Annotated in this window: 16 protein-coding genes; 9 read left to right on the top strand and 7 right to left on the bottom strand. The window is 72.1% G+C overall.

Annotation, left to right across the window (positions count from 1 at the left end; genetic code table 11):
• The first annotated feature begins 186 nt into the window (after positions 1-186).
• Positions 187-2,343 (top strand): DNA gyrase/topoisomerase IV subunit B, encoded by a 2,157-nt coding sequence (locus VFL99_RS08105; protein WP_325105832.1) that lies wholly within the window; start codon positions 187-189, stop codon positions 2,341-2,343.
• Positions 2,344-2,368: 25 nt separating this feature from the next.
• Positions 2,369-3,832, top strand: coding sequence for a purine-cytosine permease family protein (locus tag VFL99_RS08100; protein ID WP_325105831.1), 1,464 nt, complete (start codon positions 2,369-2,371; stop codon positions 3,830-3,832).
• 24 nt (positions 3,833-3,856) lie between these two features.
• Here VFL99_RS08100 and VFL99_RS08095 read toward each other — a convergent pair whose 3' ends face one another.
• From VFL99_RS08095 to VFL99_RS08085, 3 genes are all read right to left on the bottom strand, one after another.
• Positions 3,857-4,894 (bottom strand): sucrase ferredoxin, encoded by a 1,038-nt coding sequence (locus tag VFL99_RS08095; RefSeq protein WP_325105830.1) that lies wholly within the window; start codon positions 4,892-4,894, stop codon positions 3,857-3,859.
• Positions 4,891-7,365 carry a DNA gyrase/topoisomerase IV subunit A gene (locus tag VFL99_RS08090; protein WP_325105829.1) on the bottom strand — a complete coding sequence of 825 codons (2,475 nt, stop codon included), beginning with the start codon at positions 7,363-7,365 and terminating at the stop codon, positions 4,891-4,893. Before VFL99_RS08090 ends, VFL99_RS08095 begins: the two co-directional genes overlap by 4 nt.
• A 117-nt stretch (positions 7,366-7,482) precedes the next feature.
• A complete protein-coding gene (locus VFL99_RS08085; RefSeq protein ID WP_325105828.1) occupies positions 7,483-7,986 on the bottom strand; it encodes a VOC family protein in 504 nt (167 codons plus the stop codon).
• A 27-nt stretch (positions 7,987-8,013) separates the two neighbouring features.
• Here VFL99_RS08085 and VFL99_RS08080 point away from each other — a divergent pair, with 27 nt between their 5' ends.
• Both VFL99_RS08080 and VFL99_RS08075 read left to right on the top strand, forming a co-directional pair.
• The gene (locus VFL99_RS08080; RefSeq protein ID WP_325105827.1) at positions 8,014-8,985 is read left to right on the top strand and encodes an AraC family transcriptional regulator; all 972 of its coding nucleotides are present in this window, start codon (positions 8,014-8,016) and stop codon (positions 8,983-8,985) included.
• 5 nt (positions 8,986-8,990) lie between these two features.
• Positions 8,991-10,046: an alpha-hydroxy-acid oxidizing protein gene (locus VFL99_RS08075; protein ID WP_325105826.1), complete on the top strand. Its 1,056-nt coding sequence runs from the start codon at positions 8,991-8,993 to the stop codon at positions 10,044-10,046.
• A 15-nt stretch (positions 10,047-10,061) separates the two neighbouring features.
• Here VFL99_RS08075 and VFL99_RS08070 read toward each other — a convergent pair whose 3' ends face one another.
• From VFL99_RS08070 to glgC, 3 genes are all read right to left on the bottom strand, one after another.
• Complete coding sequence (locus tag VFL99_RS08070) at positions 10,062-10,676, bottom strand: nitroreductase family protein (RefSeq protein ID WP_325105825.1); 615 nt, start codon at positions 10,674-10,676, stop codon at positions 10,062-10,064.
• A complete protein-coding gene (gene serB / locus VFL99_RS08065) occupies positions 10,658-11,875 on the bottom strand; it encodes a phosphoserine phosphatase SerB (protein WP_325105824.1) in 1,218 nt (405 codons plus the stop codon). Before serB ends, VFL99_RS08070 begins: the two co-directional genes overlap by 19 nt.
• 107 nt (positions 11,876-11,982) lie before the next feature.
• The gene (gene glgC / locus VFL99_RS08060) at positions 11,983-13,242 is read right to left on the bottom strand and encodes a glucose-1-phosphate adenylyltransferase (RefSeq protein ID WP_325105823.1); all 1,260 of its coding nucleotides are present in this window, start codon (positions 13,240-13,242) and stop codon (positions 11,983-11,985) included.
• Between the two features lie 106 nt (positions 13,243-13,348).
• On the opposite strand from glgC, the gene glgA reads away from it, so the two are divergent.
• Both glgA and VFL99_RS08050 read left to right on the top strand, forming a co-directional pair.
• On the top strand, positions 13,349-14,569 hold the full coding sequence (gene glgA / locus VFL99_RS08055; protein WP_325105822.1) for a glycogen synthase: 1,221 nt from the start codon (positions 13,349-13,351) through the stop codon (positions 14,567-14,569).
• 132 nt (positions 14,570-14,701) lie between these two features.
• Positions 14,702-16,252, top strand: coding sequence for an amino acid permease (locus tag VFL99_RS08050; RefSeq protein ID WP_325105821.1), 1,551 nt, complete (start codon positions 14,702-14,704; stop codon positions 16,250-16,252).
• A 16-nt stretch (positions 16,253-16,268) separates the two neighbouring features.
• Here the strand turns inward: VFL99_RS08050 and VFL99_RS08045 are convergent, their stop codons facing one another.
• On the bottom strand, positions 16,269-17,057 hold the full coding sequence (locus VFL99_RS08045; protein WP_325105820.1) for a hypothetical protein: 789 nt from the start codon (positions 17,055-17,057) through the stop codon (positions 16,269-16,271).
• An 85-nt stretch (positions 17,058-17,142) separates the two neighbouring features.
• Between VFL99_RS08045 and VFL99_RS08040 the strand changes: the two genes are divergently transcribed.
• From VFL99_RS08040 to VFL99_RS08030, 3 genes are all read left to right on the top strand, one after another.
• Positions 17,143-17,943, top strand: a complete 801-nt coding sequence (locus tag VFL99_RS08040) for an ABC transporter ATP-binding protein (protein WP_325105819.1) — start codon at positions 17,143-17,145, stop codon at positions 17,941-17,943.
• A gap of 40 nt (positions 17,944-17,983) precedes the next feature.
• A complete protein-coding gene (locus VFL99_RS08035; protein ID WP_325105818.1) occupies positions 17,984-18,472 on the top strand; it encodes an NfeD family protein in 489 nt (162 codons plus the stop codon).
• Positions 18,473-18,475: 3 nt separating this feature from the next.
• Positions 18,476-19,125: SPFH domain-containing protein (locus tag VFL99_RS08030; RefSeq protein ID WP_325105817.1), on the top strand; the 650-nt coding region annotated here is incomplete at its 3' end.

Raw genomic sequence — 19,125 nt, 5'->3', positions numbered from 1 at the left:
ATCTCATGGCCCGTTTTCGCTGACCGCGGAATACCGGCGTTCCCAGGTGGCCCGCCGTCTCGCCGGTCCCGGCCGCGAGGCGTGTGCTGCCCGGTCGGCGCGCACGCACGCGTTACCCTGCGACGTCGGGCCCTGCCGGCCGGGACCCGATCCACCACCCAGCCCGCGAAGGAGCGCCCGAGACCCGTGGCCACCTCGACCCCGACCCGTTCCGCGAAGCAGTCCCGCACGAGCGCCAGCGACTACACCGCGCGCCACCTGCAGGTGCTCGAGGGCCTGGAGGCGGTCCGCAAACGGCCCGGCATGTACATCGGGTCCACCGACTCCCGCGGCCTCATGCACTGCCTGTGGGAGATCATCGACAACGCCGTCGACGAGGCGCTGGCCGGGGTCTGCGACCGCATCGAGGTCCAGCTGCTGGCGGACAACTCCGTGGAAGTCCGCGACAACGGCCGGGGCATCCCGGTCGACGTCGAGCCACGCACCGGTCTCACCGGCGTCGAGGTCGTCTTCACCAAGCTGCACGCCGGCGGCAAGTTCGGCGGCGGCTCCTACACCGCGTCCGGCGGCCTGCACGGCGTGGGCGCCTCGGTGGTCAACGCCCTGTCCGCCCGGCTGGACGTCGAGGTCGACCGCGGCGGCAAGGTCTACGCCATGTCGTTCCGCCGGGGGGAGCCGGGGGTCTTCGACGACCCGAGCGGCAAGGGCGGCGACAAGGCACCCGAGGCGAGCTTCACGCCATACGTCAAGAACAGCGAGCTGCGCATCGTCGGCAAGGCGAAGCGCGGGGTGACCGGGAGCCGGGTGCGCTACTGGGCCGACCCACAGATCTTCCTCCCGTCCGCCCGCTTCGACTACGAGGAGCTGGTCTCCCGGGCTCGGCAGACCTCCTTCCTCATCCCCGGGCTGACCCTGGTCATCCGCGACGAGCGCGGACTGCCCGGCACCCCCGGCGAGAACGGCCCGCACGAGGAGGTCTTCTCCCACGACGGTGGCATCAGCGAGTTCACCGAGTTCCTTGCCCAGGACCCCGCGGTGACCGACGTGTGGCGGCTGCAGGGCTCGGCCACCTTCACCGAGACGGTGCCGGTCCTCAACGACAAGGGCCACATGGTCTCCACCGAGGTGGAGCGCGAGTGCGGGGTCGACGTGGCGCTGCGCTGGGGGACCGGCTACGACACCCGCATCAAGTCCTTCGTCAACATCATCGCCACCCCCAAGGGCGGCACCCACCTCGCCGGCTTCGAGCAGGCCCTGCTCAAGGTCTTCCGCAAGCAGCTGGAGGTCAACAGCCGGCGCCTGAAGGTGGGCAACGACAAGGTCGACAAGGACGACATCCTCGCCGGCCTCACCGCCGTGGTGACCGTGCGACTGGCCGAGCCGCAGTTCGAGGGGCAGACCAAGGAGGTGCTGGGCACCTCCGCGGTCCGCTCGATCGTCTTCAAGGTCGTCGAGCAGGAGCTCACGGCGCAGCTGACCTCCAGCAAGCGCGGCGACAAGGTGATGGCCACCCAACTGCTGGAGAAGGTCGTCGCGGAGATGAAGTCGCGCATCAGCGCGCGGCTGCACAAGGAGACCCAGCGGCGCAAGAACGCCCTCGAGAGCTCCTCGCTGCCGGCCAAGCTCGCCGACTGCCGCAGCAACGACGTGGACAAGTCCGAGCTGTTCATCGTCGAGGGCGACAGCGCGCTCGGCACCGCCAAGCTGGCCCGGTCCTCCGACTACCAGGCGCTGCTGCCGATCCGCGGCAAGATCCTCAACGTGCAGAAGGCCTCGGTCGGCGACATGCTCAAGAACGCCGAGTGCGCCGCGATCATCCAGGTCATCGGCGCCGGGTCCGGGCGCTCGTTCGACCTCGACATGGCCCGCTACGGCAAGGTCATCATCATGACCGACGCCGACGTCGACGGCGCCCACATCCGCACCCTGCTGCTCACCCTGTTCTTCCGGTACATGCGGCCGCTCGTCGAGGCCGGGCGCGTCTACGCCGCCATGCCGCCGCTGCACCGGCTCGAGGTCATCAACGCCGGCAGCAAGAAGAACGACTACATCTACACCTACAGCGAGGCCGAGATGCGCAAGACCCGCGCCTCCCTGGAGAAGCGCGGCAAGCGCACCAAGGAGCCGCCGCAGCGCTACAAGGGCCTCGGCGAGATGGACGCCGACCAGCTCTCGGAGACCACGATGGACCCCCGGCACCGCACCCTGCGCCGGGTGACCCTCAAGGACGCCGAGATGGCCGAGACGGTCTTCGAGCTGCTGATGGGCTCCGACGTCGCCCCGCGCAAGGACTTCCTCGTCGAGCGCGCGCACGCCCTGGACCTCGAGCGAATCGACGCCTGAGCCGAAGGCGAGGATTCTTGGACTCGTGGACACCTCCGATCGTCCCGAGTCCGATGTCGGCGTCGCGCCCAACCCGATCGCCGCGGAACACTACGGCTCCCGCACCGTGGCCGTCGAGCCCGGCGGCGTCGAATACATCCCGCTCAGCGAGCGGCACGGGAGACCGATCCAGCTGCTCTACACCTGGACCTCGCCCAACCTCGAGTTCGCCACCATTGCCGTCGGCATCCTCGGTGTCCTGTTCTGGGGGCTGACCTTCTGGCAGACGGTGGCCGCGATCGCGCTGGGGACCGCGCTCGGGGCGCTCACGCTGGGCATCATGTCGACCTGGGGGCCGCAGAGCGGGCTGTGCCAGATGGTGCTCAGCCGGGCCGGGTTCGGCTTCCGCGGCAACATCCTGCCGGCCGGCATCAACGCGATCGTCGCCGGCATCGGCTGGTTCGCGGTGAACAGCATCAGCGGTGCGCTCGCACTGCACGCCCTGCTCGGTGTCGTGCCCGACTGGCTGTGCCTGCTCTTCGTGGTCATCGTCCAGCTCACCCTGGCGTTCTTCGGGCATAACCTGGTGCAGGCCTATGAGCGCTACGCCTTCCCCGCGCTGGTCCTCGTGTTCCTGGCGGGTGTGGCTGTCGTCATGACCCACGCCCACCTCGGTGCCGCCGGCCGGCCCGGCGGACCGCCCACGATCGGTGGCTTCCTGCTGATGGTGGGCGCGGCCTACGGCTACGCCGTCGGCTGGAACCCCTACGCGGCCGACTACTCCCGCTACCTGCCCGGAGGGTCCTCGCGCCTGGCGGTCGGGTGGTCGGCGGCGCTCGGCGTCTTCGTGTCGTGCCTCGTGCTGGAGAGCGGCGGGGCGGCGATGGTCTCGGCAGCGGGGAAGGCCGCCAACGTCGACCCGGGGATCTACACCGGCCTCATGCCGACCTGGCTCGGCGACCTCACCCTGCTGTGCATCGCACTGGGGGCGGTCGCCGCGAACGCGCTGAACATCTACTCCGGTGCCATGTCCTTCATGGCCATGGGGTTCCCGCTGCGCACGCACTGGTCGAGGGCGACGATGGCGCTGGTGTTCGGGGTGCTCGGGTTCGCGCTGGCCCTGTCCGGGCTGCAGAACTCCGGCACGAAGTACGAGAACTTCCTGCTCGTCATCGCCTACTGGATCAGCCCGTGGCTCGGGGTGGTCCTCACCGACCGGGTCTTGCGGCGCGGCACGGGGGAGGCGCCGGCACTGGTGCGGGACCTGGGCTTCCGGAACTGGGCCGGACCCCTCGCGATGGCGCTCGGCATCGGGATCTCGATCTGGCTGTTCTCCAACCAGACCGAGTACGTCGGGGTGGTCCCCAGGGCGCACCCGTCGGTCGGCGACCTCACCTTCGAGGTGGGCTTCGTCATCTCCGTCGTGGCCTACCTGCTGCTGCGGCTGGTGTTCCCCGAACGGAGGAGCGCCACGGGCCGGGGCGGCCCGCCGGTCCCTGCCGAGTCGTAGCCCGGCCCGCTGGTCGGGGCGCCGTCAGCGCAGGGACAGCTGCCAGCGGACGACCGGACCGGCCGCCTTGCCGCACGAGGCGGGGAGCTCCTCGGGACCGGTCTCGCGGTGGATGTCCACCTGCCACCGGCGACCGTCCCGGTGTGCGACCTCCGCACGCCACGTGTCCTCGCCCGCCGGTTTCAGCGTCGTCGACAGCGCCGTCAGGCTCGTCTCCCCGAGCAGCGCGCGCACGTGGGACTCGGCGGCCTGCCCCGGGGGCGCGAGCGCGCTGCGCCCCCGGTCGTATGCCGACCCGACGGCTCCCTGCGGCAGCTCGCCCTCCGCGGCGCGGTCCACCACCTGCACCGCGCGGGCCCGGTCGAGCCGGGCCAGCGTCTGCCCGTGGGGCAGCAGCACGCCGGTCGGGGCGTAGCGGTGGCCGCCCGTGTGGGAGCACTCCCAGACCCGGCCCGGGCGCTCGGCGGCTGCGGCGAGCGCCACCGGCCGGCCGCGCACCGCGCAGCAGACGTCGCGCTTGGCGTTCGTGCACACCAAGAGCACCGGAGGCGCGGGCGACAGCTCCGGCCAGCCCTCCACGACGCGCTCGTGGTCACCGGCGGCCAGCGCAGGCCAGTCAACCCGGTCGAGCAGCGCGGCCGGGTCTGCCACCTGCCCGGTCAGCAGCCACGGGTCGGACTCAGCCCAGCCGAGGAAGACGCGGTGCCCGCCGGCGTGGTGCTGGTCGGCAGGTCCGCCGGCCTGGTGCTGGTCGGCATGCCCGCCGGGCCGGCGGACCAGGATGAACCGGCCGCCCTCGTCGGCGCACCGGGTGGCCAGCGCGTCACCGACCCTCGGGTCGAGGTGCGACTGCCGCGCGGCGTCGCGGCCCCACGGGCCGGGCTGGTCCAGGGCCATCCAGAACCGTGCGGTCGAGGCGGTGCCGAACGCCGACGCGGCCGCGGCGTCCCACTGCACCGAGCAGGCGCCCGGCCGGCTGTGCCCGTGGGCGGACTCGGGGTGCTCGTCGGTCCAGACGTGCGGGTCGGCCCAGACGCCGCCCGCGGCGCCGTCGCCCGTCACGAGCGCTCGGTGGTGAGCTGCGCGGTGTCGGGCGCGATCGCCGCGATCGGTGCGGTGGCCGGCGTCCCCGACCCGTCCCGCTTGCCGGTCGCCTCAGGCAGGTCGACGGCCACTCCGCTCGCGCCGGCGGCTCGCGCCGGTGCGGCGCCCGCCCACGCGAGGATCAACGCGTCCTCGCCGCGCAGGAAGCGGTGACAACGGACCCCACCGGTCGCGCGGCCCTTGGCCGGGTACTCGGCATACGGCGTGACCTTGAGGGAGCCCGCCTCGGTCCCGGGCAGGGCGCCGGAGGAGCCGCTGACGCTCACCACCACGTTGTCGGCGGACGGGTCGACCGCGCCGAACCAGATCACCGTGGCGCCGCCGGCGAGCTTGATGCCGGCGATGCCGCCACCACCGCGGCCCTGCGGGCGCACCCCGTCGGCGCCGAAGTGCAGCAGCTGTGCCGCGTCGGAGACGAAGACGAGGTCCTCGTGGCCGGTCGCGAGCTCGACGGCGCCGACGACGCTGTCACCGTCCTTCAGGGAGATGACGGGGAAGGAGTCCTTGTTGCCCGGGTAGTCCGGCGCGACCCGCTTGACCACGCCCTGGGCGGTGCCGAGCGCGATCCCGGGGGAGTCGCTGTCGAGGGAGACCAGCGTGAGCGGCTGCTCGCCCTTGGGCAGGTCGACGAAGGCGGCCAGCGGTGCGCCGCCGGACAGGTTCGGGGCCCCGTTGGTCGGCGGCAGGGTCGGCAGCTCGAGGGCGGACAGCCGCACCAGCCGGCCGAGGGAGGTGACGAGCGCGAACTCGCCCCGGGCGGTGGTGCGCACCGCCGCGGTGACGGCGTCGTGCTTGCGGCGGGACCCTTCGCTCGACAGCGGCGCGGCGTCGGTGGTCCGCGCGAGCAGGTGGGTGGAGGACAGCAGCACCCAGCACGGGTCGTCGGCCACCTCGAGCGGCGCGGCCGCGGCCGGCTGCCCGGCGGACTCGAGCAGCACCGTGCGGCGCGGGGTGCCGTGGGCCTTGGCGACCTGCGCGAGCTCGTCGGAGACGGTCCTCATCAGCAGCTTCTCGTCGGACAGGATCGCCCGCAGCTGCTCGATCTGCCGCTCCAGCTCGGCCTTCTCGTTCTCCAGCTCGATCCGGGAGAACTTGGTCAGCCGGCGCAGCTGCAGGTCGAGGATGTAGGTCGCCTGCGGTTCAGACAGGTCGAAGACGTCCATCAACCGGCTCCGGGCCACTCCCGCGTCGTCGGAGCTGCGGATCACCTGGATCACCTCATCGATGTCCAGGATCGCGATGAGCAGGCCCTCGACGAGGTGCAGGCGCTCCTCGCGCTTGCGCAGCCGGTACTCGCTGCGCCGGCGCACCACGTCGGTGCGGAAGTCGACGAAGACCCGCAGCAGGTCCTTCATCCCGAGGGTCTGCGGCTGGCCGCCGACCAAGGTCACATTGTTGATGCCGAAGGAGTCCTCCATCGACGTGAGCTTGAACAGCTTCTCCAGGACCGCGTCGGGGTTGAAGCCGTTCTTGATCTCGATGACCAGCTGCAGGCCCTTCTTGCGGTCGGTGAGGTCCAGGACGTTGCTGATTCCCTGCAGCTTCTTGGACTGCACCCCGTCCTTGATCTTCTCGATCACCTTCTCGGGGCCGATCAGGTAGGGCAGCTCGGTGACGACGATGCCCTTCTTGCGGGGCGTGACGTTCTCGATCCGGGTCGTGGCCCGCGTCTTGAAGCTGCCGCGGCCGGTGAGGTAGGCGTCGCGGATCCCCTCCAGCCCCACGATCTTCCCGCCGCCGGGCAGGTCGGGGCCGGGGACGAACTTCATCAGGTCGTCCAGCGAGCAGTCCGGGTGCGCGATCAGGTGCCGGGCCGCGCCGACGACCTCGACCAGGTTGTGCGGCGGCATGTTGGTGGCCATGCCCACGGCGATGCCGCTGGCGCCGTTGACGAGCAGGTTCGGGAACGCCGCGGGCAGCACGCCCGGCTGCTGCAACGAGTCGTCGTAGTTGGGGACGAAGTCGACGGTGTCCTCGTCCAGGCTGCCGGTCATCAGCAGCGCCGCCGGGGCCATCCGCGCCTCGGTGTAGCGGGAGGCCGCGGGTCCGTCGTCGAGTGAGCCGAAGTTGCCGTGCCCGTCCACCAACGGCAACCGCATCGTGAACGGCTGCGCCAGGCGCACCAGCGCGTCGTAGATCGCCGCGTCGCCGTGTGGGTGGTACTTGCCCATCACCTCGCCGATGACCCGGCTGCTCTTGACGTGGGCCCGGTCGGGGCGCAGCCCGAGCTCGTTCATGCCGTAGAGGATCCGTCGCTGCACCGGCTTCAGGCCGTCGCGCGCGTCGGGCAGCGCGCGGGAGTAGATCACCGAGTACGCGTACTCGAGGTACGCCCCCTGCATCTCCTCCTCGACGTCGATGTCGACGATCTTCTCGGTGAAGTCGTCCAGCTCCTGCTGTCCGGACCTCTTCGAGCTGCGACGGGCCATGCGGTGGGTGCTCCTGGATCAGCCGACCGCCTGCGCGGCCGTGTGGACGACAGTTGGCAGCCCCATCTTCCCGTACGCCCGGGCGGCGCCCGCACCGACATGCCGTGTGCGCCGGCCTCAGCCCTGGGCGGCGAGCCACTCCTGGACCCGGCGCTCGGCCTCCTCGGCGGGCACGTCCTCGACGCGCGTCATGATGGTCCACCGGTGGCCGAACGGGTCGAGCACGGCGCCGAACCGGTCGCCGGTGACGAACGTGTCCGGCTCGTTGCTCGGCGTGGCGCCGGCCTCGACCGCGCGCCGCCAGGTGGCGTCGACGTCGGCGCAGTAGTGGACCAGCGAGTGCGTCGCACCGCCGCCGGCCGGCGCGACGAGCCCCATGTCGGGCACCGGGTCGCTCAGCTGGAGCCGTCCGTCGCCGAAGTCGAGCTCGGCATGGGCCACGGTCCCGCCCGGGCCGTCCATGCGGCTGACGACGGTGGCGCCGAACGCGGTGGTGTAGAAGCGGATCGCCGCGTCGCCGCCGTCGACGCACAGGTAGGGCGTCAGCGCTGTGTACCCCCGGGGCACGCCGTCGACGGCGCCGGAACCGGTTGCTGCTGTGTCTGCGTTTGTCGTGGTCATGTCGGTGAGTCTTCCTAGGCTGCCCGCATGACGTCTTGTCAGAACGCGACAGGTCGGCCGCCCCCGACCGCGACGACGCCGTGGACCGCGCAGCGCCGCACCGCCTCCGACAAGGGGGTGCTGCAGCGGGCCGAGTCCGCGCGGCACTTCACGCTGCATCGGCACGCCCCGGGACCGGCCGTCGCCGACGTGGTCGAGGGCTACTGGACCGTGCGGTGGGACCTGCACGGCGCCGAGCCCTACCGCTCGGAGGTCCTGCCGCACCCGGCCGTGCACCTGACCGTCGAGACCGGCTCACCCGGCGAGATCCGCCACGGCCACGGGCTGCCCGCCGGGCTGGTGCACGGCGTCGTCACCCGCCGCTTCACCATCGACCTGATCGGGGCCGGGCAGGTCGTGGGAGTCAAGTTCCGACCCGGCGGCTTTGCCGCGCTCACCGGCCGACCGGTCGCCGAGCTTCGCGACCGGGTGGTCCGGCTCGAGTCGGTGCTCGGCGACGACGTCGGCGCGGTCGTGGCGGAGGTGTTGGCGCTCGAGCAGTCGGCCGCGGCCCAGGAGGCGGCCCAGGAGGCGCCGGGCATCGCACCACTGGAGCGGGTCCTCAGCCGGCTCTGGGGCACCCGGGCGCGTGACCCGGCCTACGAGCTCCTGCTCGAGGTGGTGCGCGGAATGCTGGAGGACCGTGACCTGACCCGCGTGGAGCAGGTGGGCCAGCGGTTCGCCGTGACGGTGCGGCAGTTGCAGCGGCTGTTCCGGCACTACGTCGGCGTCTCGCCGAAGTGGGTGCTGCAGCGCTACCGCCTCCACGACGCGGCCTGGCTGCTCGACGAGGGCCGGGCGCCCGACCTCGCGGCGCTCGCCACCGAGCTGGGCTGGGCCGACCAGGCGCACTTCGGCCGCGACTTCGCCGCGGTGCTCGGTGTGCCGCCGGGGGAGTACCGCACCCGGGCCGAGCAGGCCCGAGCCGCCGCGCGAGAGGGGGAGCACTCGGCATACTGACCCCCGTGCTCACCGAACTGCAGGAGTATGCCGACCGCGCCGCGGCCGCGCTCCCGGACGTGGTCTGGGACTACCTGCAGACCGGCTCGGGCACCGAGGTGACCGCCGGCGAGGCGGAGGGGGCGTGGCTGCGGTGGCGACTGCGGCCGCGGGTGCTCCGAGACGGCAGTGCCGTGGACGCGCGACTGAGCCTGTCGGACCTCGGGCTGCACGGGCGCTCGCCGGTGCTCGTCGCCCCGACCGCGTTCCACCGGATGTTCGACTCGCGCGGGGAGGTGGCCTGCGCCGAAGGGGCACGCGCCGCCCGGTCGGTCATGGTCGTTTCGAGCCGGTCGACCAGCCGGATCGAGGACGTCGCGGCCGCGGCGGGCGGCCCGTGGTGGTTCCAGGTCTACGTGATGCGGGACCGGTCGATCACCGAGGCGCTGGTGCGGCGCGCCGCCGACGCCGGCGCGAGCGCCCTCGTGCTGACCGGTGACACGCCCTACATCGGGCGCAAGGCCCGCGGGGGCGGCGGGCGGCCGCTGCCGCTGGAGGACGACGTGGCCGCGGTCAACGCACGCGAGCACCTGCGCCCGGGCGCCGACCTGTGGGAGGCCATCGAGCAGGACGGCCGGTTGTCGATGGACGACATCTCGTGGGTGGCGGACCTCAGCGGGTTGCCGGTCCTGGTCAAGGGGGTGCTGCGCGGCGACGACGCACTGGCCTGCCTGGACGCCGGCGCCTCCGGGGTGGTGGTCAGCAACCACGGCGGCCGGCAGCTCGATCGGGCGGTCCCGACTGCGGTGGCGCTGCCCGAGGTGGCGGCGGCGGTCGCCGGCCGGGCGCCGGTCCTTGCCGACGGCGGGATCCGCAGCGGCCTGGACGCGTTCACCGCGCTGGCGCTCGGGGCCACGGCGGTGCTGGTCGGGCGGCCGGTCGTGTGGGGCCTCGCCGCCGAGGGGGCCGACGGGGTGTGCTCGGTCCTCGAGGCGCTCCACGACCACCTCGCCCACGTCATGGGCCTGGCCGGCGCGGCCACGCTCGCGGAGGTCGACTCCTCCTTCGTCACGGCCGCCTGACCGCGGGCGAGCTGCTCACTCCCAGGGCACGCCGAACCGGCCCCGGTGCGCGACCGCGGACAGCGGCCGCCGGCCGCGCTTCAGGCTGGGACTGCGCGTGTCGGGGGCCGGGTGACCGACCGCGACGACCCCGACGATCGAGCGGTCCATCGGTATGCCGAGCGCCTCGTGCACGTCGTGGTGGTGCTCCGCGGGGACACCGAAGAACAGCGCGCCCAGCCCCCGGTCCACGGCGGTGAGCAGCATCAGCAGCGCGGCCATGCCGGTGTCGATGTCCCAGTAGGGCACCGGCCAGCGGGCCTCGTCCCGGTCGGCCCAGCCCTTGTCCGGCTCGGCGTAGCGCCCGAGGTAGGTCTGCTTGTCCGACAGGCACACGATGAGCACCGGAGCGGTCTGCATCCCGGCGAGCCAGCTGTCCGGCTCCTCGTCCGGGTCGGTCGTCGCACCCCAGAACGCTTGCCGTTGCAGCGGATCGGACAGCACGACGAAGTCCCACCCTTGGCTGAAGCCGGCGCTGGGCGCACGGATCGCGTGGCGCAGCAGGGCCTCCACGTCCTCCTCGGTGACCGGCTGGTCGGGGTGGTAGCGACGCACCATGCGGCGCCGGCGGATCACGTCGTTGAGCTCCATGGGCGCATCCTGACATCCGGCGCCGCCGCGTCGGCCTCCTCGATCTCCTCCCGGGAGATGCCGAGCAGGTAGAGCACCGCGTCGAGGTAGGGCACGTTGACCGACGTGTCGGCCTGCTCGCGCACCAACGGCTTGGCGTTGAAGGCGATGCCAAGACCCGCCGCTGCCAGCATGTCCAGGTCGTTGGCGCCGTCCCCGATCGCGACGGTGCGGTGCAGCGGCAGCCCCTCCAGCGCGGCCAGCTCCTGCAGGGCGCGGGCCTTGCCCGCGCGGTCGACGACCTCGCCGACGAGCTCACCGGTGAGGAGGCCGTCCCGGACCTCGAGCCGGTTGGCGCGCAGGTGGGTGATCCCCAGCTCGCCGGCGAGTGGCGCCACCACCTCGACGAACCCGCCGGAGACGAGCGCGACCGTGAAGCCCAGCCGCCGGAGGGTGCGCACCAGCGTCCGCGCCCCGGGCGTCAGCCGCAACCGATCACGCACCCGGGCGATCGCCGACTCCGGCAGGCCGGCGAGCAGGCGGACCCGGGCGCGCAGGCTGTCGGCGAAGTCGAGCTCGCCGCGCATGGCGGCCGCCGTCACCTCGGCGACCTCCGACTCGCGGCCGGCCATCCCGGCGAGCAGGTCGATGACCTCGTCCCGGATGAGCGTCGAGTCGACGTCCATCACGACCAGGCGCCGACCGCGCCGGGCCAGACCACCGGGGGAGACGGCGACGTCGACGCCGTGCGTGGACGCCTCCAACGCGAGCTCTCGTCGCAGGGTGGGCACGTCGGCGCCGGAGACGTCGAGCTCCAGCGTGGTGACCGGCCAGCGGGACAGCCGTCGGATCCGGTCGATGTTGGCGCCGTGGCGGGTGATCCGCGTGGTCACCGCCGACATGGCGCTGGCCATCAGCGGTGCACCGAGGACGACGACGGCCGCCCGGCCGGACCGGCGCGGGTTGTCGCCCACCCCCGCGGTCACGGCGACCTGCAGGCCGAGCCGGTCGGCGACGCTCGTCACGGCGCCGCACAGCAGGTCCTCCCGGCCGCCGACGGCGAGCAGGAAGGCCAGCGACACGTGCCCTCGGACGATCTGCTGCTCGAGGTCGACCACCTCGGCGCCGACGTCCGCGATCGTCTCGAAGAGCGCGCTCGTGACCCCCGGCCGGTCCTGTCCCGTGACCGTGACGAGGACGGTGGAGGGGGCGTCGGGCACGCGAGCAGCCTAGTCAGTGGCCGTGGGGCCGCCCCGGTGCCTTCCGGCATACGAGCCGGTCCTGCGGCCGGCACTGAGTGAGCTCGCGGCACGCAGGCTCGCGGCACTCAGAGGTCGGTGGGGATCTCCCGGCCCTTGCCGATGACCACGATCCCGGAGTCGGTCACCTGCAGGCCGCGGGCCCGGTCGTCGTCGTGGTTGACGCCGATGCTCACCCCGTCGGGCACGACCACGCCCTTGTCGATGATCGCCCGCTTGACCGCGCAGTTCCGCCCGACCTGGACGTTGTCGAGCAGCACCGAGTCGTTGACGCTGCTGTAGCTGTGGACGCGCACGTTCGGGGACAGCACCGACCCGTCCACGTGCGAGCCGCTGATCACCACGCCGGGGGAGATCGCCGAGTTCACCGCGGCCCCCACCCGACCGGCCGAGCCGTGCACGAACTTCGCTGGCGGGTGGTTGCCGCAATCGGTGTAGATCGGCCACTCGTTGTTGTAGAGGTTGAAGACCGGGTGGATCGACACGAGGTCCATGTGCGCCTCGAAGTAGGAGTCGATCGTCCCGACGTCGCGCCAGTAGGCCTTGTCCCGGTCCGTGGCGCCCGGGATCGGGTTGTCCTTGAAGTCGTAGACGTGGGCCTCGCCGCGGGCGACGAAGTCGGGCACGATGTCGCCGCCCATGTCGCGCTTGCTGCCCTCGCGTTCGGCGTCGCGGGTCACGGCGTCGATCAGCGCGTCGGCCGTGAAGACGTAGTTGCCCATCGAGGCGAGCACCTCGTCCGGCGAGTCGGGCAGTCCCTGTGCGTCCGTGGGCTTTTCGCGGAACGCCGCGATCCGGCTGCGGTCCTCGGATTCGACCTCGATGACGCCGAACTGGTCCGCCATCGAGATCGGCTGCCGGATGGCGGCCACGGTCACCCCGGCGCCGCTGTCGAGGTGCTGCTCGACGGTGTGCGCGAAGTCCATCCGGTAGACGTGGTCCGCGCCCACCACGACGACGACGTCCGGAGACTCGTCATAGACGAGGTTGAGGCTCTGGTAGATCGCGTCGGCGCTGCCGAGGAACCAGCTCTTGCCGAGGCGCTGCTGGGCGGGCACCGGCGCGATGTAGTTGCCGAGCATCGTCGACATTCGCCACGTCTTGGAGATGTGCCGGTCGAGGCTGTGCGACTTGTACTGCGTCAGCACGACGACCTTGAGGTAGCCGGAGTTGATGAGGTTGGACAGCGCGAAGTCGATGAGGCGGTAGATCCCCCCGAACGGCACCGCGGGTTTGGCCCGGTCGGCGGTGAGCGGCATCAGCCGCTTGCCCTCCCCTCCCGCCAGCACGATGGCCAGGACCTTCGGACCGCCCGCTCGTCGCGCCATGACCGCACCCTACGGGTGAGTGGGACTCTCTGCCAGCACTCCCAGATTCCGAGAGGCAGGCCTCACCATCGCACCGTGGACCGAGGAAACGGCTAGCGTTCGCACTGTGCGAGTCGACGTCCTGAGCAAGGAGTACCCACCGAACGTCTACGGCGGTGCCGGGGTCCACGTGAGCGAGCTGGTGCGCGCGCTGCGCGCGCGAGGGGACCTGGACGTGCGGGTCCGTGCCTTCGGCGCGCCCGTGGACGAGCCCGGCACCCAGGGGTATGCCGACCCGCCGGCCCTCGCGCAGGCCAACCCCGCGCTGCGCACCCTCGGCGTCGACCTCGAGATGGCCTCTGACTGTGGGGGAGCCGACCTGGTGCACTCGCACACCTGGTACGCGAACTTCGCCGGGCACGTCGCCTCACTGCTCCACGGGGTGCCCCACGTCATGAGCGCGCACAGCCTGGAACCGTTGCGGCCGTGGAAGGCCGAGCAGCTCGGCGGCGGCTACCGGCTGTCCTCCTTCGCCGAGCGCACCGCGATCGAGGCGGCCGCGGGCGTGATCGCGGTCAGCGCGGGCATGCGTGCCGACGTGCTGCGCAGCTACCCGGACGTGGACCCGCAGCGGGTGCACGTGGTCCACAACGGCATCGACTCCCGGCTGTGGCAGCACGACGACAGCGACCAGGCCGTCGAGGTCGTCCGTGGGCACGGCGTGGACCCGAACCGCCCCGCAGTCATCTTCGTCGGCCGGATCACCCGGCAGAAGGGGCTGCCGTTCCTGTTGCGCGCCGCCCGCGATCTCCCACCGGAGGTGCAGCTCGTGCTGTGCGCCGGCGCCCCCGACACTCCCGAGATCCAGCGCGAGGTCGAGGCGTTGATCGAGGAGCTGCGCTCCACCCGCAAGGGCGTGGTCTGGATCGCCCAGATGCTGCCGCGCGCCGAGGTGATCGCGCTGCTCAGCCACGCGACCGTGTTCGCCTGCCCGTCGGTCTACGAGCCGCTCGGCATCGTCAACCTCGAGGCCATGGCCTGCGAGCTGCCGGTGGTGGCCACCGCCACCGGCGGCATCCCCGAGGTCGTGGTCGACGGGGAGACCGGCTGGCTGGTCCCGATCGAGCAGGTGCAGGACGGCAGCGGTCAGCCGGTCGACCCCGACCGGTTCGTCGCCGACCTGGCCGCCGCGCTGCGCGAGGCGGTCGGGGACGTCGGCCGGGCACGCCAGTGGGGTCGGGCCGGTCGGCGCCGCGCCGTGGAGCAGTTCTCCTGGACCTCGATCGGCGACCGGACGCTCGAGGTCTACCGCTCGGTGCTCGGCGCTGGCGCTGACGCTGGCGCGTGAGCCTTCTCACCGGCATTTCGTCACGTGGACACCACCGCGGCCGGCTGATCGTCGTCGCCTAACGTCGCACCGCAAGGCTGTCGAGTCGACAGCGCCGAAACGGGGGGTGCACACGGGAAGCGCAGGTTGGTTGTGAGCGTCCTCCGGAAGAAGCCCGTCGCGGACGTGTTGGCGCAGAGCGAGATCGACGAGCACGGTGATCCCCTGCCGGACCGCGGCCACCTGGCCAAGAGCCTTCGCGCGAGGGACCTCATCGGATTCGGCATCGGGATCGTCATCGGCACCGGCATCTTCACGTTGACCGGACTCGAGGCGCGGGTGCACGCCGGTCCCGGCATCGTCATCTCGTTCCTCGTCGCTGGCGCCGTCAGCCTCCTGGCAGCCTTGTGCTACGCCGAGCTCGCCGCGGCGGTGCCCGCAGCCGGCAGCTCCTACACCTACGCCTACACCACGATCGGGGAGATCTTCGCCTGGATCATCGCCTGGGACCTCATCCTGGAGTTCGCGCTCGGGTCCGCGGTGGTCGCTCGCGGATGGTCCGCCTACCTCCTCGGCGTCTTCGACGCCCTGCCGTCCTCACTGTTCGGTGAGAAGTCGGTGGTCAACCTCGGCGCGGTCTTCATCGTGGTGGTCCTCGGCATCGTGGCGATCCGCGGCGTGCGGCAGTCCGCGTGGGTCACCAACACCCTGGTGGTGCTCAAGGTCTCAGTCGTCATCTTCGTCATCGCGGTCGGGGCGTTCTTCATCCGGGCGGCCAACTGGGCGCCGTTCGTCCCGCCGAGCAAGCCGGTCCCGGCCAGCGAGCAGCAAGGTGGGCTCACCGCGCCGCTGTGGCAGCTCATCACCGGCGTGGACCCCTCGTCGTTCGGGATGGCCGGCGTGTTCGTGGCGGCCGCCATCGTGTTCTTCGCCTACAGCGGGTTCGAAGCCGTCGCGAACCTCGGGGAGGAGACCCGGAACCCCAAGCGCGACATGCCCGTCGGGCTGCTCGGCACCCTCGGCATCTGCACCCTGCTCTACGTCCTGGTGTGCCTCGTCATCACCGGGATGGTGAAGTACACCGACCTGAGCAAGGGCGACGCGGTGGCGCAGGTCTTCCGCGACGTCGGTCTCGGCTGGGCCGGCGCCCTCGTCGGCCTGGCCGCGGTCGCGGGGCTCAGCTCGGTCATCCTCGTCGAGCTGGTCACCATGGGCCGGATCGGCTTCGCGCTCGCGCGGGACGGACTGCTGCCCACCGCGTTCAGCCGCGTCCACCCCATCTGGCGCACGCCCGTGCTGATGACCGTGCTGACTGTCGTCGGGGTGAGCCTGCTGGCCGCCTTCATCCCACTCAGCACGCTCGCCGAGATGGTGAGCATCGGCACGTTGTTCGCCTTCCTCATCGTCTCGATCGCCGTGCCGGTGCTCCGGGTCACGAACCCCGGGATGCGTCGCCCGTTCCGGACCCCGCTGTCACCGGTGCTGCCCATCGTCTCGGCCGGCTGCTGCATCGGGCTGATGACCAACCTGGCCGCGGAGACCTGGCTGCGCTTCCTCGTGTGGCTCGCGGTCGGGCTGCTGATCTACGGCTTCTACGGCCGCCGCCATGCCCGTCTGGGACGGGTCAGGGACGGCCGGGGCGCGCCTGACACGACGGTTCCGGAGACCGGGGGCATGGCCGGGACAGCCGCGACGGACGGCTGACCCACCCGTCGCGACGTCAGCTGGGCAGGGCTCCGGCGATGGTCAGCGCGGCCACGTTGGTGGCGTCGGCCAGGGCGCGTTCGGCGACGTGGCGCAGCTGTGTCAGGACGGCCCGATGTGCCGTGTTGGCCACGCTGTTCAGCCCGGTCGGCCCGGCTTCCAGCCCCAGGTCGGCGGTCTCGCTCACCGTGCCCGCCAACGACAGCACGCGCAGGGCCCGCCGCGGCACGGACTCCGGCACCCCCCAGGCCCGGTGGGCGAGCCGCTCGTCCGCGATGCGGCGCATGTCGGAGCCCGCCCAGGGCCGCACGTCCAGGTCCTCGAGGTCGCTCGTGTGGCTCAGGAGGTCCTCGCGCAACCGCATCTCGATCTCTCCCAGCGAGAGCGCCTCGACGCGGTGGGTGGGCACCGGGTCACAGTCGTATGCCGTCCACACCACCTGGGTGCCCTGGTCGCCCTCCGGGCCGAAGGCCTCGACGGCCGGCACGAGGGCCCCGCCGATCCCCGGGACGAAGGCGCACTCGCCGGCCGCGGTGGCCGCGCCGACGAGGTCGAGGGAACCACTCGGCATACCGGTCACGTCGCCGGGGCGGGGCAGGGAGACGAGCACGACCGACTCACCCAGGTCGCGCCACAGCTCCAGCCGGGACAGGTCCCCGCCGACGTGGTCCACGTCCGGGTGTGCCCGCGCGAGGGCCTGCGGCAGCGGGAGCTGGCCGGCATACGCGGCGGTGCACCACAGCGCGAGGCGCACCGAGACGGGCAGGAGCGCGGAGCTGTCCCGCTGGTCGCTCTGGGCAGGCACCGGGACATCGTAGGTCCGCCCGGCCGCTCCGCCAGCCGGTGAGGGACCGTCCGAGCGGGCGCGGCGCGTGGCCTACTGTCGTGCCATGAGTGATGTCCTCGAGCTGGCCGGCGTCAGCGTGGTGCGCGGCGGCAACACCCTGCTGGACGACGTCAACTGGGAGGTGGAGGAGGGCGAGCGCTGGGTCGTCCTCGGCCCCAACGGTGCCGGCAAGACGACGCTGCTGCAGATTGCCGCCGCGCGGATGCACCCCACGACCGGGGTGGCCGGCGTGCTCGGTGAGGTGCTGGGTGCGGTCGACGTCTTCGAGCTGCGGCCGCGGATCGGGCTGGCCAGCGCGGCCATGGCGGAGCGGATCCCCGGCGATGAGCGGGTCCGCGACGTGGTGGTCACCGCGTCCTACGGGATCGTGGGCCGCTGGCGGGAGACCTACGACGAGCTCGACCACGCCCGGGCGGAGGAGCTGCTCAAGGCGCTGGGCGCCCACCACCTGGCGGACCGGCGCTACGGCACGCTGAGCGAGGGGGAGCGCAAGCGGGTCCAGATCGCCCGGGCCCTGATGACCGACCCCGAGCTGATGCTGCTCGACGAGCCGGCCGCCGGGTTGGACCTCGGCGGCCGCGAGGACCTCGTCGGCCGGCTGGGCTCGCTCGCGGCCGACGTGGAGGCGCCCGCGCTCGTGCTCGTGACCCACCACGTGGAGGAGATCCCGCCGTCGTTCACCGACGTGCTGCTGCTGCGCGGCGGCCGGGTGGTCGCTGCGGGGCCGGTCGAGCTCACCCTCACCGCCGAGAACCTGTCGGAGACCTTCGGGCTGCCGCTGGTCCTCGAGCGACACGGCGACCGGTGGTCGGCGCGTGCTGCCACCGGTCCGGGCAGTACCTGACTAGGCTGAGCGGACATTCGAGCGAGGAGATCGAGGGGACATGTCCTGGCTGACCGACCACGGCTGGTTGGCGTGGATCGGGATCGCGCTCGCCCTGGGGGCCTTCGAAGCGGCTAGCGTCGACTTCGTGTTCCTCATGCTCGCGGGCGGGGCGCTGGCGGGGGCGATCGCCTCTGCCGCCGGGCTGTCCTTCGAGTGGCAGGTGATCATCGCGGTCGTCGTGGCCGCGCTGCTGCTGGTCATCGTGCGGCCGGTCATCAAGAAGCGGTTCATGGTGGCCGACGGGGCGACCCGGATCGGGTGGGCCGGTCACGTCGGCCGCTCCGCCCTGGTCACGCAGACCGTCACCGCGCTCGGGGGTCGCGTCAAGCTCGCAGGGGAAACCTGGTCCGCGCGGTTGGCGCCGGGCTCCCCGGAGTGCTTGCCGGGCCAGACCGTGCGGGTCGTCGCGATCGAGGGGGCCACGGCGATCGTCACCGCCGTCGCTGGGCCCGCGGACGTCCCGCATCAGGCGGGAGAACAGGAGTAGGACATGGGTGGGGGAGGGCTGGCCGGCCTCATCGTGCTGGCGATTCTCGTGGTGTTCGCGATCATCGTGATCGTGCGCACGGTGCGGATCGTGCCACAGCAGACGGCGCTGATCATCGAGCGGCTCGGCCGCTTCTCCCGGACGCTCGACGCGGGGATCCACTTCCTGGTGCCGTTCGTCGACCGGGTACGGGCCAACATCGACCTGCGCGAGCAGGTCGTCTCGTTCCCGCCGCAGCCGGTGATCACCGAGGACAACCTGGTCGTCTCGATCGACACCGTCGTCTACTTCCAGGTCACCGACGCACGCGCCGCGACGTACGAGATCGCGAACTACCTCGGCGCCGTCGAGCAGCTCACCACCACGACGCTGCGCAACGTGGTCGGCGGGCTCAATCTCGAAGAGGCGCTGACGAGCCGCGACAACATCAACGGCCAGCTGCGCGTCGTCCTCGACGAGGCGACGGGCAAGTGGGGCATCCGCGTCTCGCGGGTCGAGCTCAAGGCCATCGACCCGCCCGTCTCCATCCAGGACTCGATGGAGAAGCAGATGCGCGCCGAGCGCGACCGGCGCGCCGCGATCCTCACCGCCGAGGGCACCAAGCAGTCGCAGATCCTCGAAGCCGAAGGCCGGCGGCAGGCCGAGATCCTCCG

The organism is Segeticoccus sp., from assembly GCF_035708005.1.
This window is presented reverse-complemented; position numbering and strand designations above follow the sequence as displayed.

What these genes read in the sequence shown, in the direction of transcription:
- VFL99_RS08090 (WP_325105829.1), bottom strand. Translation starts at nt 7,365, where the DNA reads ATGGCCCGTCGCAGCTCGAAGAGGTCCGGACAGCAGGAGCTGGACGAC.
- VFL99_RS08085 (WP_325105828.1), bottom strand. Translation starts at nt 7,986, where the DNA reads ATGACCACGACAAACGCAGACACAGCAGCAACCGGTTCCGGCGCCGTC.
- VFL99_RS08080 (WP_325105827.1), top strand. Translation starts at nt 8,014, where the DNA reads ATGACGTCTTGTCAGAACGCGACAGGTCGGCCGCCCCCGACCGCGACG.
- VFL99_RS08070 (WP_325105825.1), bottom strand. Translation starts at nt 10,676, where the DNA reads ATGGAGCTCAACGACGTGATCCGCCGGCGCCGCATGGTGCGTCGCTAC.
- glgC (WP_325105823.1), bottom strand. Translation starts at nt 13,242, where the DNA reads ATGGCGCGACGAGCGGGCGGTCCGAAGGTCCTGGCCATCGTGCTGGCG.
- VFL99_RS08040 (WP_325105819.1), top strand. Translation starts at nt 17,143, where the DNA reads ATGAGTGATGTCCTCGAGCTGGCCGGCGTCAGCGTGGTGCGCGGCGGC.
- VFL99_RS08035 (WP_325105818.1), top strand. Translation starts at nt 17,984, where the DNA reads ATGTCCTGGCTGACCGACCACGGCTGGTTGGCGTGGATCGGGATCGCG.